This window comes from Ureibacillus sp. GCM10028918 (genome assembly GCF_042666115.1).
Taxonomy (GTDB): domain Bacteria; phylum Bacillota; class Bacilli; order Bacillales_A; family Planococcaceae; genus Ureibacillus.
This window is the reverse complement of sequence record NZ_JBHTFK010000005.1, coordinates 254,307-274,177: the sequence shown is the minus strand read 5'-3', so window position 1 is coordinate 274,177 and position 19,871 is coordinate 254,307. Positions and strand designations below refer to the sequence as shown.

General features: G+C 38.6%; 18 protein-coding genes. 17 read left to right on the top strand and 1 reads right to left on the bottom strand.

The window, feature by feature from the left end:
• Positions 1–12 precede the first annotated feature (12 nt).
• The 15 genes from ACFQU5_RS04650 (at position 13) to ACFQU5_RS04580 (ending at position 15,208) form a co-directional block, all read left to right on the top strand.
• Positions 13–1,026, top strand: a complete 1,014-nt coding sequence (locus ACFQU5_RS04650; RefSeq protein WP_390285234.1) for a DctP family TRAP transporter solute-binding subunit — start codon at positions 13–15, stop codon at positions 1,024–1,026.
• 61 nt (positions 1,027–1,087) lie between these two features.
• Entirely contained in the window at positions 1,088–1,603 is a 516-nt protein-coding gene (locus ACFQU5_RS04645; protein ID WP_390285232.1) for a TRAP transporter small permease, read from the top strand.
• On the top strand, positions 1,603–2,880 hold the full coding sequence (locus ACFQU5_RS04640) for a TRAP transporter large permease (RefSeq protein ID WP_390285230.1): 1,278 nt from the start codon (positions 1,603–1,605) through the stop codon (positions 2,878–2,880). The genes ACFQU5_RS04645 and ACFQU5_RS04640 overlap by 1 nt, the downstream gene beginning before the upstream one ends.
• Positions 2,881–2,891: 11 nt before the next feature.
• Positions 2,892–3,767: a hydroxymethylglutaryl-CoA lyase gene (locus ACFQU5_RS04635; RefSeq protein ID WP_390285228.1), complete on the top strand. Its 876-nt coding sequence runs from the start codon at positions 2,892–2,894 to the stop codon at positions 3,765–3,767.
• Between the two features lie 224 nt (positions 3,768–3,991).
• Complete coding sequence (locus ACFQU5_RS04630) at positions 3,992–5,542, top strand: methyl-accepting chemotaxis protein (RefSeq protein WP_390285226.1); 1,551 nt, start codon at positions 3,992–3,994, stop codon at positions 5,540–5,542.
• Positions 5,543–5,691: 149 nt separating this feature from the next.
• Positions 5,692–6,306: a pyroglutamyl-peptidase I gene (locus ACFQU5_RS04625; RefSeq protein ID WP_390285224.1), complete on the top strand. Its 615-nt coding sequence runs from the start codon at positions 5,692–5,694 to the stop codon at positions 6,304–6,306.
• Entirely contained in the window at positions 6,299–7,003 is a 705-nt protein-coding gene (gene pxpB / locus ACFQU5_RS04620) for a 5-oxoprolinase subunit PxpB (protein WP_390285222.1), read from the top strand. Before ACFQU5_RS04625 ends, pxpB begins: the two co-directional genes overlap by 8 nt.
• Positions 7,000–7,863: a 5-oxoprolinase subunit C family protein gene (locus ACFQU5_RS04615; RefSeq protein WP_390286511.1), complete on the top strand. Its 864-nt coding sequence runs from the start codon at positions 7,000–7,002 to the stop codon at positions 7,861–7,863. The genes pxpB and ACFQU5_RS04615 overlap by 4 nt, the downstream gene beginning before the upstream one ends.
• 2 nt (positions 7,864–7,865) lie before the next feature.
• Positions 7,866–8,588, top strand: a complete 723-nt coding sequence (locus ACFQU5_RS04610) for a 5-oxoprolinase subunit PxpA (protein ID WP_390285220.1) — start codon at positions 7,866–7,868, stop codon at positions 8,586–8,588.
• Positions 8,589–8,816: 228 nt separating this feature from the next.
• Positions 8,817–9,563 carry a nuclease-related domain-containing protein gene (locus ACFQU5_RS04605; RefSeq protein ID WP_390285218.1) on the top strand — a complete coding sequence of 249 codons (747 nt, stop codon included), beginning with the start codon at positions 8,817–8,819 and terminating at the stop codon, positions 9,561–9,563.
• 326 nt (positions 9,564–9,889) lie between these two features.
• Positions 9,890–10,246 carry a hypothetical protein gene (locus ACFQU5_RS04600; protein WP_390285216.1) on the top strand — a complete coding sequence of 119 codons (357 nt, stop codon included), beginning with the start codon at positions 9,890–9,892 and terminating at the stop codon, positions 10,244–10,246.
• A 259-nt stretch (positions 10,247–10,505) separates the two neighbouring features.
• Positions 10,506–12,053 carry a tRNA (N6-isopentenyl adenosine(37)-C2)-methylthiotransferase MiaB gene (gene miaB, locus ACFQU5_RS04595; protein ID WP_390285214.1) on the top strand — a complete coding sequence of 516 codons (1,548 nt, stop codon included), beginning with the start codon at positions 10,506–10,508 and terminating at the stop codon, positions 12,051–12,053.
• Positions 12,053–12,490, top strand: coding sequence for a YlbF/YmcA family competence regulator (locus tag ACFQU5_RS04590; RefSeq protein WP_390285212.1), 438 nt, complete (start codon positions 12,053–12,055; stop codon positions 12,488–12,490). The genes miaB and ACFQU5_RS04590 overlap by 1 nt, the downstream gene beginning before the upstream one ends.
• 280 nt (positions 12,491–12,770) lie before the next feature.
• Positions 12,771–13,814, top strand: coding sequence for a M14 family zinc carboxypeptidase (locus tag ACFQU5_RS04585; RefSeq protein WP_390285210.1), 1,044 nt, complete (start codon positions 12,771–12,773; stop codon positions 13,812–13,814).
• An 83-nt stretch (positions 13,815–13,897) separates the two neighbouring features.
• Positions 13,898–15,208, top strand: coding sequence for a M14 family zinc carboxypeptidase (locus tag ACFQU5_RS04580; protein ID WP_390285208.1), 1,311 nt, complete (start codon positions 13,898–13,900; stop codon positions 15,206–15,208).
• A 94-nt stretch (positions 15,209–15,302) separates the two neighbouring features.
• On the opposite strand, the gene ACFQU5_RS04575 is transcribed toward ACFQU5_RS04580, so the two are convergent.
• A complete protein-coding gene (locus tag ACFQU5_RS04575) occupies positions 15,303–15,857 on the bottom strand; it encodes a hypothetical protein (protein WP_390285206.1) in 555 nt (184 codons plus the stop codon).
• A 349-nt stretch (positions 15,858–16,206) separates the two neighbouring features.
• Between ACFQU5_RS04575 and cotE the strand changes: the two genes are divergently transcribed.
• Entirely contained in the window at positions 16,207–16,812 is a 606-nt protein-coding gene (cotE, locus tag ACFQU5_RS04570; protein WP_390285204.1) for an outer spore coat protein CotE, read from the top strand.
• A 290-nt stretch (positions 16,813–17,102) separates the two neighbouring features.
• Entirely contained in the window at positions 17,103–19,715 is a 2,613-nt protein-coding gene (gene mutS, locus ACFQU5_RS04565) for a DNA mismatch repair protein MutS (protein ID WP_390286509.1), read from the top strand.
• The last annotated feature ends 156 nt before the right edge of the window (positions 19,716–19,871 follow it).

The window sequence follows — 19,871 nt, the reverse complement described above, 5'->3', positions numbered from 1 at the left end:
CAGGGGGATTCTATGAAAGCTAAAAGACTCTTTTTAATGTTATTTCTTCTTGTATTAGCTACAAGTTTAGCTGCTTGTAAGAACGATTCAGAAGCTTCTGCTGCGAAGAAAGATAGCAAAGTATATAACCTGCAAGTTGGCCATGTTGTAACTACAGATCATTCATATCACCTAGCTTTGGAAAAGTTTTCTAAAGAAGTATACGAAAAATCAGAGGGTCGTTTAGTTGTGGATATATTCCCAAGTGCTCAATTAGGAAACGAACGTGATTTAGTAGAAAGCTTAGCCATGGGCACAGTTGATATGGCATTGGCTAATTCTGGAAATCTAGCTTCGTTTACTGATGCGTATCAAAATTTTGATTTTCCATTTTTATTTAGAGATAGAGAGCATGCACACGCAGTTTTAGATAGTGAAATTGGAGAAAAAGCATTATCGAGTTTAGAAAAAGTAGATATTAAAGGTTTAGCAAACTGGGAAAATGGCTTTTTTAACACATGGAACTCTAAAAAATCTATTGAAGGTCCGGAAGATTTTAAGGGGATGAAGATTCGCGCAAACGATAACCCTATTCATATTGATTCTTATAAAGAAATCGGTGCAAGTGCAATTACGATGGGATGGAGTGAAGTGTACACGGCAATTCAAAATGGAACGATTGATGGGGTGAGTGTGTCAATTCCTTCAATGTATACTGCCAGAATCTACGAGGTTGCGCCTTATATCTCGAATAGCAGTGAATTTTATGTTACCGCTGTTTTTATGATGAATAAAGATTTATTTGAAAGGTTACCTAAAGATTTACAACAAATTATTAGTGAAACTGCAAAAGAGACTACTAAATATCAGAGAGATTTAAATAAAGAAATTGAAGATAAAGCACTTGCAGATCTAGCGTCAAAAGGATTTGAGATTACTAATCCAAATAAAGATGAGATGAAAAAAGCAGTTTGGGATAATATTTATAATCAGTATGCACCACAACTGGATAAGGAATTAATTGATTCAATCCAAAATGATTTTTAATATACCGAAATGTTAACGCTTACTTTCTGCTGAGTAACTATTAATAGAATGGAGGACTTTTATGATTGATAAAATTATCACTAAGTTTGAAAACTACTCAACTATTTTTTGTTTTACAGCGATGAGTATAATAACTTTGCTTGGTGTATTTTGCCGTTATGTACTCTCTAACCCGATCACTTGGGGGGAAGAGTTATCTCGCTACTTTATGATTTGGGGGATTTTGATCGGCATCAGTATTGTGACACGTAAGAAGTCTCATCTAGGAATTGATGTAATCTCTTCATTTGCTCCACCAAAATTGAATAAGTCAATGGCGGTTATTGCTAACGTTCTATTAATTTTAAGTTACGCCTTACTATTTTGTATTGCAGTAAAATTTGTTATTCAATCATATGCTTTAGGGCAGGTTACTCCAATTCTAAGAATTAAATTTTACTTGATCTATTTAGCGTTGCCAGTTGGATTTGCATTAAGTACTTATCGGGCGATTCAAGTATTTTGGATTGATTTTATTAAAGTAGCCGAGACAGAAGAAAGCGAAAAGCCGCTACAAGAGAGTGAGGTATATCTATAATGGGACTTTCCTTATTCGGTGGATTAGCTGGGATTCTAGTATTAGGAATGCCAATTGCCATTGCATTATTAATTGCAACAGGCATTAGTGTATTTTTCTTCACAGAAACTTCTTTAATCGTATTAGTACAGCGACTGTTTGTATCACTTGATTCTTTTTCCTTAATGGCTTTACCATTTTTTATGATAGCAGGCGGGCTTTTGGAAAAAGGAGGAGTTTCAAAGCGAATTGTAAACTTCGCTAATTCGATTGTTGGTGGATTACCAGGCGGATTAGCTATTGTAGCGTTTGTGGCAGCGGCATTTTTCGGCGCTATTTCTGGTTCCTCAACAGCAACCGTAATTGCAATTGGTGCAATTTTAGTACCAACAATGTTAAAAGAAGGCTATGATATTAGATTTTCTGTAACTACGCTTGCAGCAGCAGGTATTCTAGGGACAATTATTCCACCTAGTATTCCAATGGTAACTTTTGGCGTATCAACAGGAGCTTCAATTGGGGATCTATTTAGTGGGGGGATAATACCGGGAATTTTATTAACATTCCTAATGTCTGTATATGCATATCTTTATGGTAAAAAGAATATCAAAGTAGAATATGAATTTTCATTTGCTAAAATCTTACGCACTTTTAAAGAAGCAATTTGGGCATTATTGATGCCATTAATTATTATAGGTGGAATTTATTCAGGTATTTTCACAGCAACGGAAGCAGCAGCGGTTGCATGTTTGTACGGATTAATCGTTGGTATTTTTGTATATAAAGAATTAAAACCAAAAGTTGTAAAAGAGATCATGGAAGGTGCAGTCATTAACTCTGCGATGATTATGTTTATCGTGGGTGCAGCAGCAGCTTTTGGTTATGTTATGACAAAAGCAAGAATTCCAGCAGAATTATCTCAATTTATTGTTAGCCTTACAGATAATCCGTATGTTCTGTTACTGCTCATTAATGTAGTATTACTAATTATAGGTACTTTTATGGAGACAAATGCGGCGATTTTAATTGTTGCTCCAATATTTACACCGATTATTTTAGAATATGGCATTGATCCGATCCATTTTGGTGTAATGATGATCGTAAACCTTAGTATTGGAATGATTACACCTCCTTTGGGAGTGAATTTATTTGTTGCTGCCAAACTAAAAGATGGGTTAAAGGTGAATGATTTATTGAATAAGCATTTAGGGATGTATTTGCTCGTATGTTTAGTCGGCTTACTATTAATCACTTATGTTGAGGATCTAGTATTATTTATCCCTAATTTACTAAAATAAAGGAGAGTATAATGAGATATATTGAAGTATACGAAGTAGGGCCACGTGATGGCTTTCAAAATCTTGATGAATATATACCAATAGAAACCAAAGTCGGCATTATCGAAAAGATTGTTCAATCAGGTGTACAAAACATCCAACATACTTCTTTTGTGAGTCCAAAAGCGATTCCACAATTAAAAGATAGTCGGGAATTAACAGAAATTTGTTTGTCAAAGTTTCCAGGTATAAACTTCAGTGCACTAGTTCCAAATTTAAAGGGAGCGATTCTGGCAAGCGAAGCAGGAGTGAATGCTATTTCGTATGTGGTTTCATTGAGCAAGTCACACAACAAAGCAAATATTAATCGTACACATGAGGAATCATTTAATGAACTAGTAAAGATTAGAGATGCCTATCCAGATTTGGAAATTTGCTTAGATTTATCGACAACATTTGGTTGTCCATTTGAAATGAAAGAAAATAATAATAGAGTAGTTGAATTCTTGGAAAACTATATCAAACTTGGTATTAAAGAAATAAATTTATGTGACACGATTGGTGTAGCAAATCCGCAAGACGTGAAGAAAACAATAAACGATGTTAAGTCAGCCTATCCGAATTTAGAACTTCAAATTCATATTCACGATACTAGGAATATGGGGATGATCAATACGTTTACGGCAATTCAGCTGGGAGTAGCAAAAATCCAGTCAACTTTAGGTGGACTAGGAGGGTGTCCTTTTGCACCTGGAGCATCTGGAAACTTAGCTACTGAAGATATAGTTTATATGTTAAATGATATGAATTACGATACAGGAATCGAATTTTCATTACTCTTAGAGGCCGCGAAATATCAAAAAAAAGAAATCACTGGAAATTTTAGTGGACACCTTCAATTTATTTAACTACCACAGAAATTAACTAGCCTTCTAACTTAGTGTGAGTATGTAGACTTGATACTCATATCAATAGGTTAGAAGGTGATTTTAATTCATTCACTCTAATCTTAAAATACTTCTAACACTTCACATTAATACTATACATTTACAATAATTTAACAAAATCTCTATAGGTACTTTATAGTACTAAACTATGCTTAAAGAACTACAGCGTAGGGGAGATGCTTGAAGTGCGTTTGAAACGCTATATCCAGGTGAAAGACCGATTAATTGTATTAATGATTGTTTGTATACTATCCAATTGTATTTTTGCAATATTTAGTATGGATTATTTACGGAAGATGGAAAATAACACAGAAAAAATGTACAATGAAAAGCTTTTGGCGATTCAGGCAATTGCTGAAATGGAGACGTTTATACATACGGGAGATATGAATCAGGCGAAGGAAGTTCAAACCTCTTTAAACAATTATCAGTTTGATTCAAAAATGGAGTTTTACATAAATGAGTTAAGTACGACATTTGAGAACGGAAATGAGAGCAATCTTTTATCTTTATCTCAGGAAATCAAAGAATATGTCACTTCTAGAGCAGAAAGCCAATTAAGTGCCCATCAACAAGACATTTCATTTGGATACAAATTATTAACGGGTGTTTCAGTCATGATGATTATTATTATTCTATACTTTAGCATTGGGGCAACACGTTCCGTGAATTTGCCGACCCGTCAATTGAAGAAGCTGCTAAAGCAAGCACAGCAAGGGGACTTTACGCAGATTGCCAAGTACGACTCAAAGGATGAGTTGGGAGAAGTGATGTTAAGTTACAATCAAATGGCATCCGAAGTGAAAGAATTGCTAAAAACGGTTCAACGCAGTGCGGCATCGGTTCATGAAGCAAACGATCACTTGCAGGCTGCATCTGAAAAAACGACAAAAGCATCCATTCATATCTCACATGATGCATATGATTTAACAACTGCCACTACAAAATCAACGGAACAATTGAACCTTAACACAAATGCGTTGCAAGAAATTGCCAATGGTGTTGTCGTGATTGCTGAGCGGATTGATTTTATTGAACAAAATATTACGCAAACGGTGAAGGAAGCAAATGCTGGCGTTGAGTATGTAATCTTTAACAATGAACAAATGCATGAAATCGAACAAGCTGTTAAAAAGTCCTATGACATGATGCAAATTTTGGTGAAGCATTCCAAGGAAATCGAGCAAGTGATTCAAATCATCAACTCAATTGCTGAGCAAACGAACTTATTGGCTTTGAATGCAGCCATTGAAGCAGCTCGGGCTGGAGAATATGGCAAGGGATTCAGTGTAGTGGCCGGCGAAGTTCGAAAACTTTCCGAACAATCCGTTAATTCAACGAAAGTAATAGAAGAAATCATCAAGAAAATTCAAGACGATTCCAAGCAATCCGTTCAATTCATGAGCGGTGCGCTCCAGTCCGTACAAACTGGAATTGACACAACCAATCAAACGGCTTCGAAATTTCAGCAAATCGTGTCCGCTGTGAATGAAATCGGGCCTCACATCGGTGAAGTAGCATCAACCATTAGCGTCATCACGGAAAATACAAAAGAGGTTGCGAATAACTCCTTGCAATTGAGCAAAGTTTCAAAAGAAAATGCCAAAATGATTGAACAAGTGTCAGCTTCAACAACCGATCAACTGGAAGCAACAAAGGACATCCACGACGAAATCCAGAAAATCTCAAGAAATATCCAAACCCTAACGAACGCGATTAAGCGCTTTTCGGTATAGTACCGGATGGCTAGGTCACAAATGTTATAGCGAAAACTATTAATTTTCAGAAAACTATTGAAGTTAATAGTTTTTTTGTGTTAATTTTTAAAAAATGACTTTCTGTACTTTTTTTAAAAATTTATGCTAACAATTGAGGCGATGTTGATATGAAAAAGATCTTACTGACAGGATTCGAACCATTTCTAGATTTTAAATTAAATCCGACGATGCAGATTGTAGAAGCATTGAATGAAAAAGTAATAGAAGATTACGAGATTTACGGACGTATTATGAAAGTGGATTTTAATGAATCATCCAAACAATTAAAAGGATATATCCATGAGGTGCAGCCTGACATCATTATTTCGTTAGGCTTAGCTGGCGGGCGATTCAAAATTACGCCAGAACGAATAGCCATCAATATTAAGGATGGCGAGCCTGACAATAATGGATTTGCACCGATCGATGCGAAAATTCAAGAAGATAGTGTAGATGCCTATTTAACAAACTTGCCAATTCGGCAAATGGTGGATCGATTAAAAAAAGAAGGATACCCAGCGGAAATCTCCAATACAGCCGGCACGTATTTATGCAACAACATTATGTACGAAGGTCTCGCTTATGCAACGCAGCAGGGGAACTTGTTAGCTGGTTTTATCCACATTCCTGCTTCGTTTGAGTTAGCGATTCAACATGGAAAAATCCCGGGCTGGAATATACGAGACTTAATCAATGCCGTCGAGCTCTGTATTGAGGAAACGGTCAGTGCAGTGAATGATTGATTTTCCAAAAATGATGTGGATTAGTCAGCACACGATCCGCTTTGCATTTAACGAGGAGATTTCGCAGCAAAGTTTTCTGGCAGTCCAGCAGTTTAATACATTTATTTGTAAAAAATTACATCACTCGATTATGGAAAGCGTACCAAGCTACTATACGGTTACGGTATTTCTAAAAAAACGGCCATCTCTAAATTACGAGACTTTGGTTGAACAATGGCGTCTGTATCAAACGGCGCGAATGAACGAGCAACCTTCCATAAGGCGTGAGTTAAGCATTCCTATTTGCTATGATGAAGAATTTGCGCTAGATATGGAGCGGGTGATGGAGGTTACCCATTTATCTTACGACGAGATTATTTCATCTCATATTTCCAAGCCTTATTCAGTTCATTTAGTTGGTTTCTTGCCAGGGTTTCCTTATTTGGGGGAGCTTGACCAACCTCTACATGTTCCAAGATTAGAGAAGCCTAGAAAACTGGTGGAAGCCTCTTCGGTAGGAATCGGGGGTTATCAAACAGGCATATACCCAATTGATTCTCCTGGAGGTTGGAATATCATCGGAAAAACGCCATATACACTATTCGATGTAACGCAGGATGAGCCTACGTTATTTCAAGTAGGGGACAGAGTAACGTTTTACGAGATTACAAAACAGGAATTCTATAAATTCGTTCAAGAGAAAGCGTGTTGCAAATGAAGCCACTACTCAAAATTTTAAGACAAGGCGTGTATGCTAGCATTCAAGACAGAGGCAGGTTTGGATATCGTGCACAAGGTATTCCTGTTTCGGGTGCAATGGACAGATTTTCTTATGAAATGGGCAATCAAATTTTAAATAACCCCGCGAATGCTGCTTGTTTAGAAATTTTTAATGGTGGCTTCGAATTGGAAGCCTTGAGTGATCATACGTATGTACTCACTGGAGCAGAAGGAAATTTCTCTATTAATCATGTAAAGGTAGAATGTTGGAAGAGTTTTCGTCTGAAAAAAGGAGATATTTTATCGATAAAAGGGACTATAAAGGGCTCGATTCTTTATTTAATTCCACAAGGTGGCTTAAAGGTGGAATCGATTTTAAATAGTAGATCCAGCTACCATAAAGCTAATCTTGGGGAGTTGGTAACAGCCGGCAGTATTTTGTACGGCCAAGAGATAGAGCCACTTGCTTATACGCGCGGATTAATGCAAGAGCACAGGCCGCAGTTTGAAAATTTCATGCAGGTTCGAGTTTTTAAGGGGCCGCACTTTGAGTTATTTACACAAGAGAGTCGGATTAGTTTTCTTCACGATTCGTATCAATACACAGGCGGCAATCGAATGGGCTATTACTTTAAGGGTGAAAAACTTTCATTGCAGAAAAAGAAGAATATTATTTCGGAAGCTACTCAATTTGGTACGATTCAAGTTCCGGCAAATGGAGAGCCGATCATTTTGATGGCTGATGCACAAACTGTAGGCGGTTATCCGATTATCGCAACGGTGCACGAAGATGATCTTAACAAAATCGCACAACTGCGTACGTATAGTAAGGTAACGTTTTGTTTGGTGGAGGACTGATTATGGATATAAATTGCGATATGGGAGAAAGTTTTGGAGCTTACCGACTAGGAAATGATTACGAAATCCTAGATTATGTGACATCAATAAATATTGCCTGTGGTTTTCATGCAGGCGACCCAATGATCATGCGGCAAACCGTCCGACAGGCAATCGAAAAAAATGTGAAAATTGGTGCACATCCAGGATATGCCGACTTACAAGGATTTGGACGACGGAATATGGATTTCTCCCCAGAAGAGATTTATAACATGATCATTTATCAAGTCGGAGCGTTGCAGGCGTTTGTGGAGATTGAAAAGGGGCAGCTTCATCATGTAAAGCCACACGGAGCCCTATACAATCAAAGTGCAAATGATGCCGAAAAGGCGAAAGCCGTTATTGATGCTGTATTTGATTTAAATCGGGATTATGTACTTTATTGTTTATCCGGTAGTTTGATCGCTGAGATGGCCAAGGACAAAGGGTTGACCGTTTTTGAAGAGGCCTTTTCTGATCGGAATTATAACGAAGACGGCACTTTAGTGGATCGGTCACATGAACATGCGTTAATTGGAAATGAAGAGCAAATGCTTCAACATGTGCGTCGCATACTTTCATCAAATGAAGTGGTGACAATTCAAAAGAAAATCATCAAATTAAATGCACAAACATTATGCATCCATGGCGATGGGCCACATGCATTGCATTTTGCAAGAAAAATTAGTGAGTTGAATAAACTATAGGTAGTTTTCATCCCTTCTACAATTTAGGAGGGATTTTCGTTATTTCCCCCAATCAAATACACCAAATATTTATTTTCGATATTAACGGGTTTTGTAGTTGTGAGGTTTACCGAAAACAAGTTACCATTGTAGTAGTATAGTACTCCCCATCTTCCTCTATAAAATATCTCTATTATATTTTTACCCTCCAATCTATATTATTTTAAATTTTAGAAATGAGGACTATTTTTGCAAATTATCGACCGAACTTTATCTTCAAAAATAATTGTTTTGGAAGCAATGAAACGCAGGATTGATCCGAATCACCCGAGGCACGAGTATGTCGCTTCTTTATTGCGGCGGGCGGAAATCGGCTACCGAGGGGAATTGAAGGTGGATCGATTGTGGAAGGAACTCACCGTGCCGACCAACGCTCTTCTAATACATAATTATGAAACGACAAATGATATCGGCAATTCACATCAGATCGACACCATTTTTGTATGCCCCCACTTTATCTTCATCCTCGAAATTAAAAATATATCCGGCTCCATTTGGTATGAAAAGGACAAACATCAGTTGCTGCGAAGGAAGGGAACAGGGGAAGTTGAGAGTTTTCAGAGCCCTTTTGATCAAGTGCAGCGCCATGCAGAGAGGATTGAAAGGATCGTAGGGCGTTTAGGATACTCGCTTCCGGTTCTTAAAGCGGTGGTTATTGCCGAATCTTCCACCATTATTGGTGACGTGCCAAATGAATTTCCAATTTTCCATGCGATTGGTTTGCCTAGTGAGATAAAAAAGCTATTATTAAAGTATAACAACTTTGTGCTCTCGCAAGTACACTATGAAAAACTAAGGAACTACTTGCAAAGCATACATAAACCCAGTATCTATGTACCAGATTTGAAATTCCGCCTTTGCGTAAGGGAGCGATTTGTGCGTGTGGGAGAAGGATGGAGTACAATTATGGAAAGTTTTTATGTAAGTGCGGGATGAATTCTAAAGAGCCTCTCTATCAAGGCTTGCATGATTATCGGGTTTTGTTTGATGAGTGGATTACGAATCGAGCGTTTAGGGAGTTCTTTTTTATAGAAAGTGGAGATACTGCTAATAAATTATTAAAAAGAATGAAATTTTACTATGAAGGTAGCAACAAAGGGCGTCGTTATATTATCCCAAAGGATGTTTGGCGGAAATATTGAAGTAGTTGACGGATATATTTAAATTTTGGCGGAAATATCTATAAAACTGGCGGATATTTCACATAAGTTGGCGGATATACCGAAACCTATCACCACCTCCAAAGAAAAGAGGGTATCAACTTGAACAAAATCATTGATTTTATCTCAATCAAGCAGCGGAAGCAAGATGAAAAATTGGATAGAATGTTTCGAAAGGCGAATTCGTTACAGGATGTGCAGGAGATTGACAAACTTGTGGAGGAGAAGTCCCTAGTTGTGCAGGATCACAAGCTTTTTCTCGCTTTCTTGAAATATTTGGAGTTGAAAGAGTTGCAGCCGCAAGCAATTTTTAAGGAAGTTTTGGAATTGCCGAAATTTAAATTTGAAGAGCGGTATCAGATGAATTGGCAGTCGGTGGTGCAGTTGTGTTTTACGTTTCTTGCGATTTTAAAAGAGAATGATCCCGAGCAGTATTTGGAGTTTATTGTGTCTAATTAATTAATGTGTACCTGGAGTAGGAGGTTTACTTACAAGTAAACACCTCCTTGAACCATCAGCCTTTGTGTTGAATTAGTTAACATCTTAAAGATTCACTTTAGCTCGCAACTCTCATCCGAGTTCACCACTTATTCCTCCCATTTCTAAAATATTTTATAATTTTAACGCACCTTATTGTTCTTTCTACCTACTATTCGTTATAATATTTAAATGGGGTTCGAATGTACGAAACCAATCTTGAAAGGAGTTTCTGGATTCAATGAATGAGGAACAACGACTAGCAAGTCAGCAAGTGAATCAACCAAAACCTACAAATGCTAAGCCTGAAAAAGATTATAGTCAATATTTCGAACGTGTGATTACGGCACCGTCTTTAAAAGACGCAAAAAAGCGTGGGAAAGAGGAAGTGAAGTACCACAAGGATTTCAATATTGATGAAGAGTTTTTGGCTATGGGCAACGGGCGCAAATTTTTCATTCGCACTTATGGATGTCAAATGAACGAGCATGATTCAGAGGTTATGGCCGGGATTTTCATGCAGCTTGGGTATGAACCCACCGACAGAATCGAAGAAGCGGATGTTGTGCTGCTAAACACATGTGCAATCCGTGAAAATGCTGAAAATAAAGTATTTGGTGAGCTTGGCTACCTATTAAAATATAAACGTCAAAATCCTGAATTGTTAATCGGCGTTTGTGGCTGTATGTCGCAAGAAGAGTCGGTTGTCAATAAAATTTTAACAACATACCAGCATGTAGATATGGTTTTCGGTACACATAACATTCATCGCTTACCGCACATTCTAAAAGAAGCTTACATGTCCAAGGAAATGGTGATTGAAGTTTGGTCTAAAGAAGGGGACGTTATCGAGAACCTTCCAAAGCAGCGCAATGGTGCCATTAAAGCTTGGGTGAACATCATGTACGGCTGCGATAAATTCTGTACATACTGTATCGTTCCTTACACACGTGGGAAAGAACGCAGTCGTCGTCCTGATGAAATTATCCAGGAAGTTCGTGAGTTGGCAGCACAAGGCTATCAAGAAATCATGCTGTTAGGTCAAAATGTAAATGCTTACGGGAAAGACTTTGCTGATCTCGAATATCGACTGGGCGACTTAATGGACGAATTGCGCAAAATTGATATTCCGCGAATTCGTTTCACAACAAGTCATCCACGCGACTTCGATGATCATCTAATCGAAGTGTTGGCAAAAGGTGGCAACCTGGTAGAGCATATTCATTTACCTGTTCAATCGGGTTCGAATGATATCTTGAAAATCATGGCACGAAAATATACACGTGAGCACTTCCTTGAATTAGTTCGCAAAATTAAAGCAGCCATTCCGGATGTAGCATTAACAACAGATATCATTGTTGGTTATCCTAATGAAACAGAGGAACAATTCCAGGAAACACTTGATTTATATCGAGAAGTTGGATTTGAAATGGCCTTCACTTATATTTACTCACCACGTGAAGGGACACCGGCTGCGAAAATGAACGACAATGTACCTCCAGAAGTGAAGAAGGAACGCCTACACCGTTTAAATGCCGTGGTTGAAGAATTTTCAGCGGCTGCTCTAAAACAATTGGAAGGCCAAGTCGTTGAAGTGTTAGTTGAAGGCAGCAGTAAAAAACGTGATGACGTACTAGCTGGTTATACAAGAAAAAATAAATTAGTTAACTTTGATGGTCCGAAAGAATTAGTCGGTCATCTTGTGAAAGTAAAAATACTCGAGGCGAAATCTTACTCATTACGCGGTGAGTTTGTAGAGGTCGTTCATCGACATGGGGTGGAAGTATAATGACAACAAAAGTTTATACAAAAGACGAAATCGTAGAAAAAGCAAAAGAAATTGCACACATGATTGCCAACACGGAAGAAGTTGAGTTTTTCAAAAAAGCGGAAGAGCAAATCAATGAAAATCAATACATCCGCGAAAAAATTGCAAGTTTAAAAACATTGCAAAAACAAGCGGTTAATTTCCAGCACTTAGGTAAAGAAAAAGCGTTAAAATTAATCGAAGAAAAAATCGCAAAAATCGAAGAAGAAATCGATGAAACACCAATTGTTCAAGAGTTCAAACAATCCCAGATGGATGTTAACGGCTTATTGCAATTAGTATCGAATGCGATCGCTAATAATGTAACAGATGAAATCATCGAATCTACTGGTGGCGACATTCTTAAAGGCGAAACTGGCTCAAAAGTACGCAACAGCACGCCTGGAAGCTGTTCTTAATCGTAATTTTCTAACCCTCTACATGACCATTGTAGAGGGGTTTTTTTATTGAAATAACTCTGGCAACTCTCCTCTTAACAGATAGATTGCATCTTGATTTTTCGTTGCCAAAAAATTACTCATTATATAAATATGTCTATATCAAACTCGAAAAACTGTGATGTTTTGACTAACTATCATGGCGAATAAATGATAGTTTCCCTCTATATACATTCGAGAGGTTGATAGATATTCTTATAGTGTGAATTGTTTTAATATTCCGAATAAATGGAGGGGTCAAATGAAGAAGAAAATTATCGCGTTATCTGTGACAGGAATCTTGGCACTTGGAATGATTACACCAGCTGCATCAACTGCTTTGGCAGTAGGGAATGGGCCAAGCTATGGTGGAAATGAATCCATTCAAACTTCTAATCTTTATACTTACGAGGAAATGGTTCAATTCCTTAAAACGCAAGATGCAAAACAAGAAGCGTTGCAACTTGAGGTTATAGGACAAACGGTAAAAAATAGAGATATCTATTTGGCCAAATATATGACCAATCCGGATAATCCAACTGTGCTTTTCCTAACGCAGCAGCATGGAAACGAACAATTAACAACGGAAGGTGCACTGGAATTCATCAAACATCTTGGCACAAATAAAACAAATGGTGTGCTTGAAAATGTAAATATCCTTGTTGTGCCTATGCTCAATGCAGATGGGGCTATGGGGGATGTGAATTTCTCTCTTGAAGATTATATAGCAGATGGAGGACGTCATCTGACACGCTATAATGCAGTGGGAACGGATTTGAATCGTGACCATGTCGCTAAAATCCAGCCTGAAACGCAAGCACTTCATCAAAATGTGCTGCAAAAATATGATATTGACTATATGATTGATCTTCATCACCAAGGTACAAATTCAGAGCGAGATGGAAAACTAGTTTCTGGTTCTATGCTTTATCCGACAAATGAAAATGTAAAACCGGAAGTGCTGGAGAAATCGAAAAAGCTTGGTGCAGTTGTTTTCAATGCAGTGGATTCTACTGGATGGGGTCATCTTGGAAAATATAATGGCGGAAGTGGAGAAAATATTGGTCGCAACGGTGCTGCGGTTCAATATGATATTGCCACACTATTATTCGAAATGCGCGGCATGTCCGACCATGAAAATCCTTCAGCGGTAATTGGACAAAAAAGTAATGGTTACTTAGTAAAACAAACAGTTACTACACTCGATGCAACAGTACGTGCTATTGCTGATGGGTCGATTGAAACGGTGGATGCAAGCTTCTGGGATACATTGGCAACTCAAACCACACGTCAGTCTGAAGAGTAACATGCAGGGAGTGGAATAAATTTAGGGGTAATCTTTTGAATTTTATTTCGTTTCTCTAAAATAACGAAAATCGGAGGGATTTTATGAAAAAGAAGTTTTCAAAAATAATTTTACCAACAACCCTTGCGCTGACTTTAGGAGTTTCCACGGCAGCTTTTGCTGCTCCGCAATCGAACCCAAACGGACCTTACATTGAAGACAACCAAAATATTTCTTTATCAAGCTATTTGTCCAACGCTGAATTAGCTAAGAAGCTCCAAAATCTTGAGGCCTCTTCAAATGGAAAAATAAAGCTTGAAATCGCTGGATACTCCAATCTTTCGCCGGATGGCTATCAAACTGAAACGGAAAAAGGGGAGCCAATTTATGTCGCGAAGTTTGGGGATAATGATCCAAATAAGAAACGCATCTTAATTACTGCACAGATTCATGGAAATGAACAAATTGGTGCAGAAGCTGCAATCGATATTATTCAACAGCTTTCTTCTAATGGGCAGGATGTCAAAGAAATTTTAGATAAAGTATCAGTCTGGATCATGCCGCGTATCAACCCGGAAGGTGCCGATAATCTATATGAGGGCACATGGTATCCGACTCGCTATACGCACCAGACTTGGCTTCCTGAAAACATTGGCCTGCCAGCAGATACAGTGGCCCCATGGTACTATAATAGCGATGGCAGTGAAAGAGCGCAGAATAACGATGGCCGTGTTGTTTACGGTATCCCTGGCTACGATCAAAACAGGGATTATAACCCGAATCTTGACTTTAGAGTGAATGATCAGAATCTAAATGAAGTAGCGTCATTCCTGAATTCTAAATCTACAAACAACAGCAGATTTGGCGGTTTCTATGTAACGGCTGAAGCACGCACGGTAACAAACGTGTTTAAAGAATTCCAACCTGATGTCTATGTAGACGTTCATCACCGTGGATTCAATACGGTATCTGATGAAGATAATCGTTCCGTACCAGTTCAATTTGCGGCTGCCGTTGCAGATCCGTACACGGATCCATTCACAGGTCAACAGTATGAAGTGGATGAGGATGTGTTGAAACTTGCAAAACAAGTGAATGCTCTATCAGCTCTGACATTACAAAAAGGTAACTCTCACTTTGGGGCTGTTCAAAAATATCCTGATGTAAACTTGCCAGGGACGGCTCTTGGTGCATTCGCTCTTAATGATGCTTCAATTATGTTGATTGAAATAAAAGGCCAAAGCCAAACGCTTGGCCAAAAACAGTCAGGTATGTTGAAGGAAACTGTTACTCAGCCACTTATGGCAGTATTCAAAGGTTTAGCTGATGGCTCCGTTTACGACGTCGATACAACGATTTATGATGAAATCCCGGAAGCTTCAAACTCGATTAGTGATCCAACTACGAGGGATTAAAATCTATACTAGCTGATTTTTTCATGTTGCTTGCAAAACAGCTAGAAAATTGTAGGGAGGGTGACCACCAATCTAGGGTCACCCTCTCTATTTTTTATTCGATTTCCGCTAGCACCTTATCCATTTGCGCTTCATTCGATTTCACTGCATCACTATCAGGGGAGTCAACACCACGGTAAGCATATTTCAGATTTTGGTTGTAGTCGAAAGCAAATTCCTTGATGGCGCCCTCATTATTTTTTTCAACAAAATAGGATTTGAATATATTTGTCAACATACGGTCATGATTGTCTATTTCATCTAAATACGTACCTGATTGATAATCTTCCACGATGTCGGTTTTGAATTGATCCACTTCTTCTTCCGAAGCTTCATATTCTAGCAAGTATTGCTCCAGTTCATAAAATTTATCTGATGCGACTTCTTCATTTGATGCAATTTCGTATATTTTTCGAGCCCAGTTATCCGGCTCTATTTCTTCGCTTGCATTTTCCTCTGTTGGAGTATCTTCTGCAGCAGGTTCTGAAGCTTCATCAGTAGGCGATGGTTCAGTTATTTCCTCCTCATTTGTAGCAGTGTCCTCTCCGTTACAAGCTGCTAAACCAATACATATTATAAGTGTAGTACTAAAAATTCTTTTTTTGATCATCAAAATACTCCTAACCATTTTTTATACATTTATTATGACTGAGGATTATAAAGGGAATACCAGTTATTTAATTTTTAGTCACACTATTCGCCCACCTTTAATACTATAAATTGTCAGCAGCAACTGATTCGAAAATCTAAAGTACATTTACGCTTTTGTTTTCTTTTCTAGGGTGCGAGGCTTGATTAGCAGTAAGGTGCATGGAATCCAGGAAGTGTCACGATGTCTTAGCCCTAAGAGTAATGGAAAACAATCTGTAAAATCTACGAAAAACGAATCCGTGACATTTCACCAATTAGGCACATGCCGCATAGTATAGTTCGACTAGATGTTAAAGGAGGAAAAAGCGTTGAAACGTTTGCGTCAAATAGTGACAAAGGCGGTTGTCGCTAAAGGTAAGAAGAGAGTTGAAGCGAGTGAAGTCATTCGCCCATCGTCTACGCCGACTAGTATTTTAGGGTGTTGGGTAATTAACCATCACTATAATGCGAAAAAAGTAGGGAAATATGTTGAAATCACAGGAAAGTTCGATGTAAACGTGTGGTATGCGTACAATAATAATACAAAAACAGCTGTACACTCGGAAACAATTAACTACAAAGATCGCATCAAACTTCACTACCGTGATCAAGATGTGATTGAATCGAATGACTGCCACGTACGAGTAGTTCAACAACCAAACTGTATCGAAGCGGTTATTAACCAAAACGGAGACTGCTTCAATGTAGTGATCGAACGTGAATTTGTTGTAGAAATTATTGGCGAAACGAAAGTAGTCGTTTCTGTACACGAAGTGGACTACGAAGAAGACTGGAAGTATGAAGAAGATGAATCCTCATCAAGCTCAAGCTCTAGTTCAAGTTCTAGCTCTAGCTCAAGCTCATCATCCTCATCATCATCGTCCTCTTCAAGCAGTGGCTTTAAATTTATTGAAGACTCGTCATCATTTCGTTAATAAAGTGAGAGCGCCATCTACTAGCAAGAAGTAGACAAATAGGCGCTCTTCTTTATTGTTCCATCCCCTCAAAAACAGTGGTTTTCGCTTTTATTGGCGGAAATCCTGTTTTCCTAAATTTTCAGAGCATTCCCACTGTAAAATTGAAGCGTGAAAGACCACGTTTATCACCTGATTTTTGTTATACTGATTATAAATGTATTCATTTCGGAAAACACGCTTGCAATGGGATAGTACATCCGTGTTTTTCTTCTATAGAGTAAAGATAAGTTTAGAGAGGTACCATGAAAATGACAACATATACGCCAATGATGCAACAATATTTAGCCATCAAATCAGAATATGAAGATGCGTTTCTTTTTTATCGATTAGGAGACTTCTATGAAATGTTCTTTGATGATGCGATAAAAGCATCACAAATTTTAGAAATCACTTTAACAGGTCGCGATGCGGGAACGAAAGAGCGCATCCCGATGTGTGGTGTTCCTTTTCATTCCGCGAAAGGATATATCGAAACACTGGTATCAAAGGGATACAAAGTGGCAATTGCAGAGCAGACCGAGGACCCGAAACAAGCAAAAGGCGTTGTGAGACGAGAAGTCGTGCAGCTGATTACACCTGGAACGATTATGGAAGGGAAAACGATTGATGGAAAGACAAATCACTTCATCGCCTGTGCTGAGGAATTATCGAATAACACCTTCGCCCTTGCCTATCTAGACGTTTCCACTGGAGAAGCCAACACAGCCATCGTTGAAGGGGGAACAAAGGCGTTGCTTCAACAATTAATGGCCTTTACGATTCGCGAACTCGTTGTAACGGAGCAGCTTCAGCTTTTACTTGCTGATCATGCAAGCAATTTAGGAATCGTCCTCTCTCTTGAAAAAGATGAAATGCCTGAAGAAAAGTCAGTTAAATATATTTCGAATTTGCCAAATGAACTAAAAGGAGTTGCCAAGAGTCTACTTCAATATGTGGAAAGAACTCAAATGCGCAGCTTATCCCATATTCAAGACTTTACATATACCGAAACGAAGCAACTGTTACGCATTGATACGAACTCGAAACGGAATTTAGAACTGCTGGAGTCGATTCGCGGTGGCGATCAAAAGGGTACATTATTATGGCTGCTTGATGAAACCGTGACGGCTATGGGTGGCCGTAAACTGAAACAATGGCTGCATCAACCGTTAGCAACGCGTTCAGCCATCGAAAATCGCCTTGCCATTGTGACGGATTTATTGGATGAATTTTTTGTTCGTAATGAGCTAAAAGAATTACTGAAAAATGTCTATGATTTAGAGCGGTTGGCAGGTCGTGTTGCTTTTGGAAATGTGGGTGGACGCGATTTAGCGCAGCTGCGGGAATCGTTGCGCCAAGTGCCTTTCATTAAGCAACAGCTAATGAATACAGGTAAATCAACGCTTGTGGGGTTAGGTGAAAAGCTTGATGAGTGTTCGGATATTGAGGCGTTTTTATCGAAAGCCATCACGGATAACCCGCCGATTGCGATAAAAGAAGGAGACGTCATTCGTGAAGGCTATAATGACAGATTAGATGAATTACGTTTTGCTTCTCGAAACGGGAAGGACTGGATTGCCCAATTAGAGCAAAAAGAACGTGAACTAACAGGCATTAAAAACTTGAAAATCGGCTATAATCGCATTTTTGGCTACTATATCGAAATAACAAAATCGAATATTGCCAATGCAGATTTGACGCGCTATGAAAGAAAACAAACCTTGGCCAATGCAGAACGTTATATTACAGAAGAGTTAAAGGAAAAAGAAGCCATCATATTAAATGCAGAGGAACAAAGCTTAGCATTGGAATATGATTTATTCGTTGAATTGCGCAATCAGTTAAAAGCATTCATTCCGCGAGTTCAAGCATTGGCTTCCGAGATTAGTGAGCTCGATGTGTATATAAGTTTTGCGGTTGTTTCTGAGAAATATCGATTTGTGGAGCCTTCCTTCCACGAAGGGCGGGCATTGAAAATTGTGGGCGGTCGCCATCCAGTCGTTGAAAAAATGTTGAATAAACAAATGTATGTACCAAACGATTGTGTACTGCCGAATGATAAAAATATGATGCTTATAACAGGGCCGAATATGTCCGGGAAAAGTACGTATATGCGTCAAGTAGCTATTATTGTAGTATTAGCTCAAATGGGCTGCTACGTGCCGGCTGATGAAGCTGAACTTCCAATCATTGATCAGATTTTCACTCGAATTGGGGCGGCAGATGATTTAGTAGCCGGCCAGTCGACGTTTATGGTGGAAATGCTGGAATCCCAGAACGCGATTACGAATGCGACGGAAAAGAGTTTATTATTATTTGATGAAATCGGTCGTGGGACATCTACTTATGACGGCATGGCGTTAGCCCAATCGATGATGGAATATATTCATGATAAAATCGGTGCCAACACACTTTTTTCTACCCATTATCATGAGTTAACGGCACTTGAACAACAGTTGGGCCGTCTTCAAAATGTTCATGTCAGTGCAACTGAAAAAGATGGCAAAGTGGTATTTTTACATAAAGTACGCCAAGGCGCAGCGGATAAAAGCTACGGAGTTCACGTAGCAAGCCTAGCCGAAATGCCTGAAGAAATTATCGATCGTGCGAGAGTGTTGTTGGAACAGTTCGAATCGAAAGACCAAGGGATAGCGAGAGTTGCAGCTACGGTTGAAAGTGAACCGGCCGATGATGAGCTGCAATTATCACTTTTTGCAGAGGAAGCGATTGTTCCTCCGACTACTGATTCCGGCAAGAAATTGTCGGCGGTTGAATTAGAAGTGCTCGAACGCCTGGAAAAAATGAACATCATGGGGACAGCGCCAATCCAAGCGATTAACGTATTGTATGAGCTGCAGCAGGCTTTGTTAAGTAAGAAATAATAAAATTAAAGGGGAATTTTGTGGAGAGTGTCGGGATTATTTTAAAAACTGTCGGGATTTTTGCCAGAAGTGTCGGGATTATTTCAAAAACTGTCGGGATTCCGTATGCGAAACCACAAAATTTCCGATTCTCACTAATAAAAAAGGAGGTTGTTC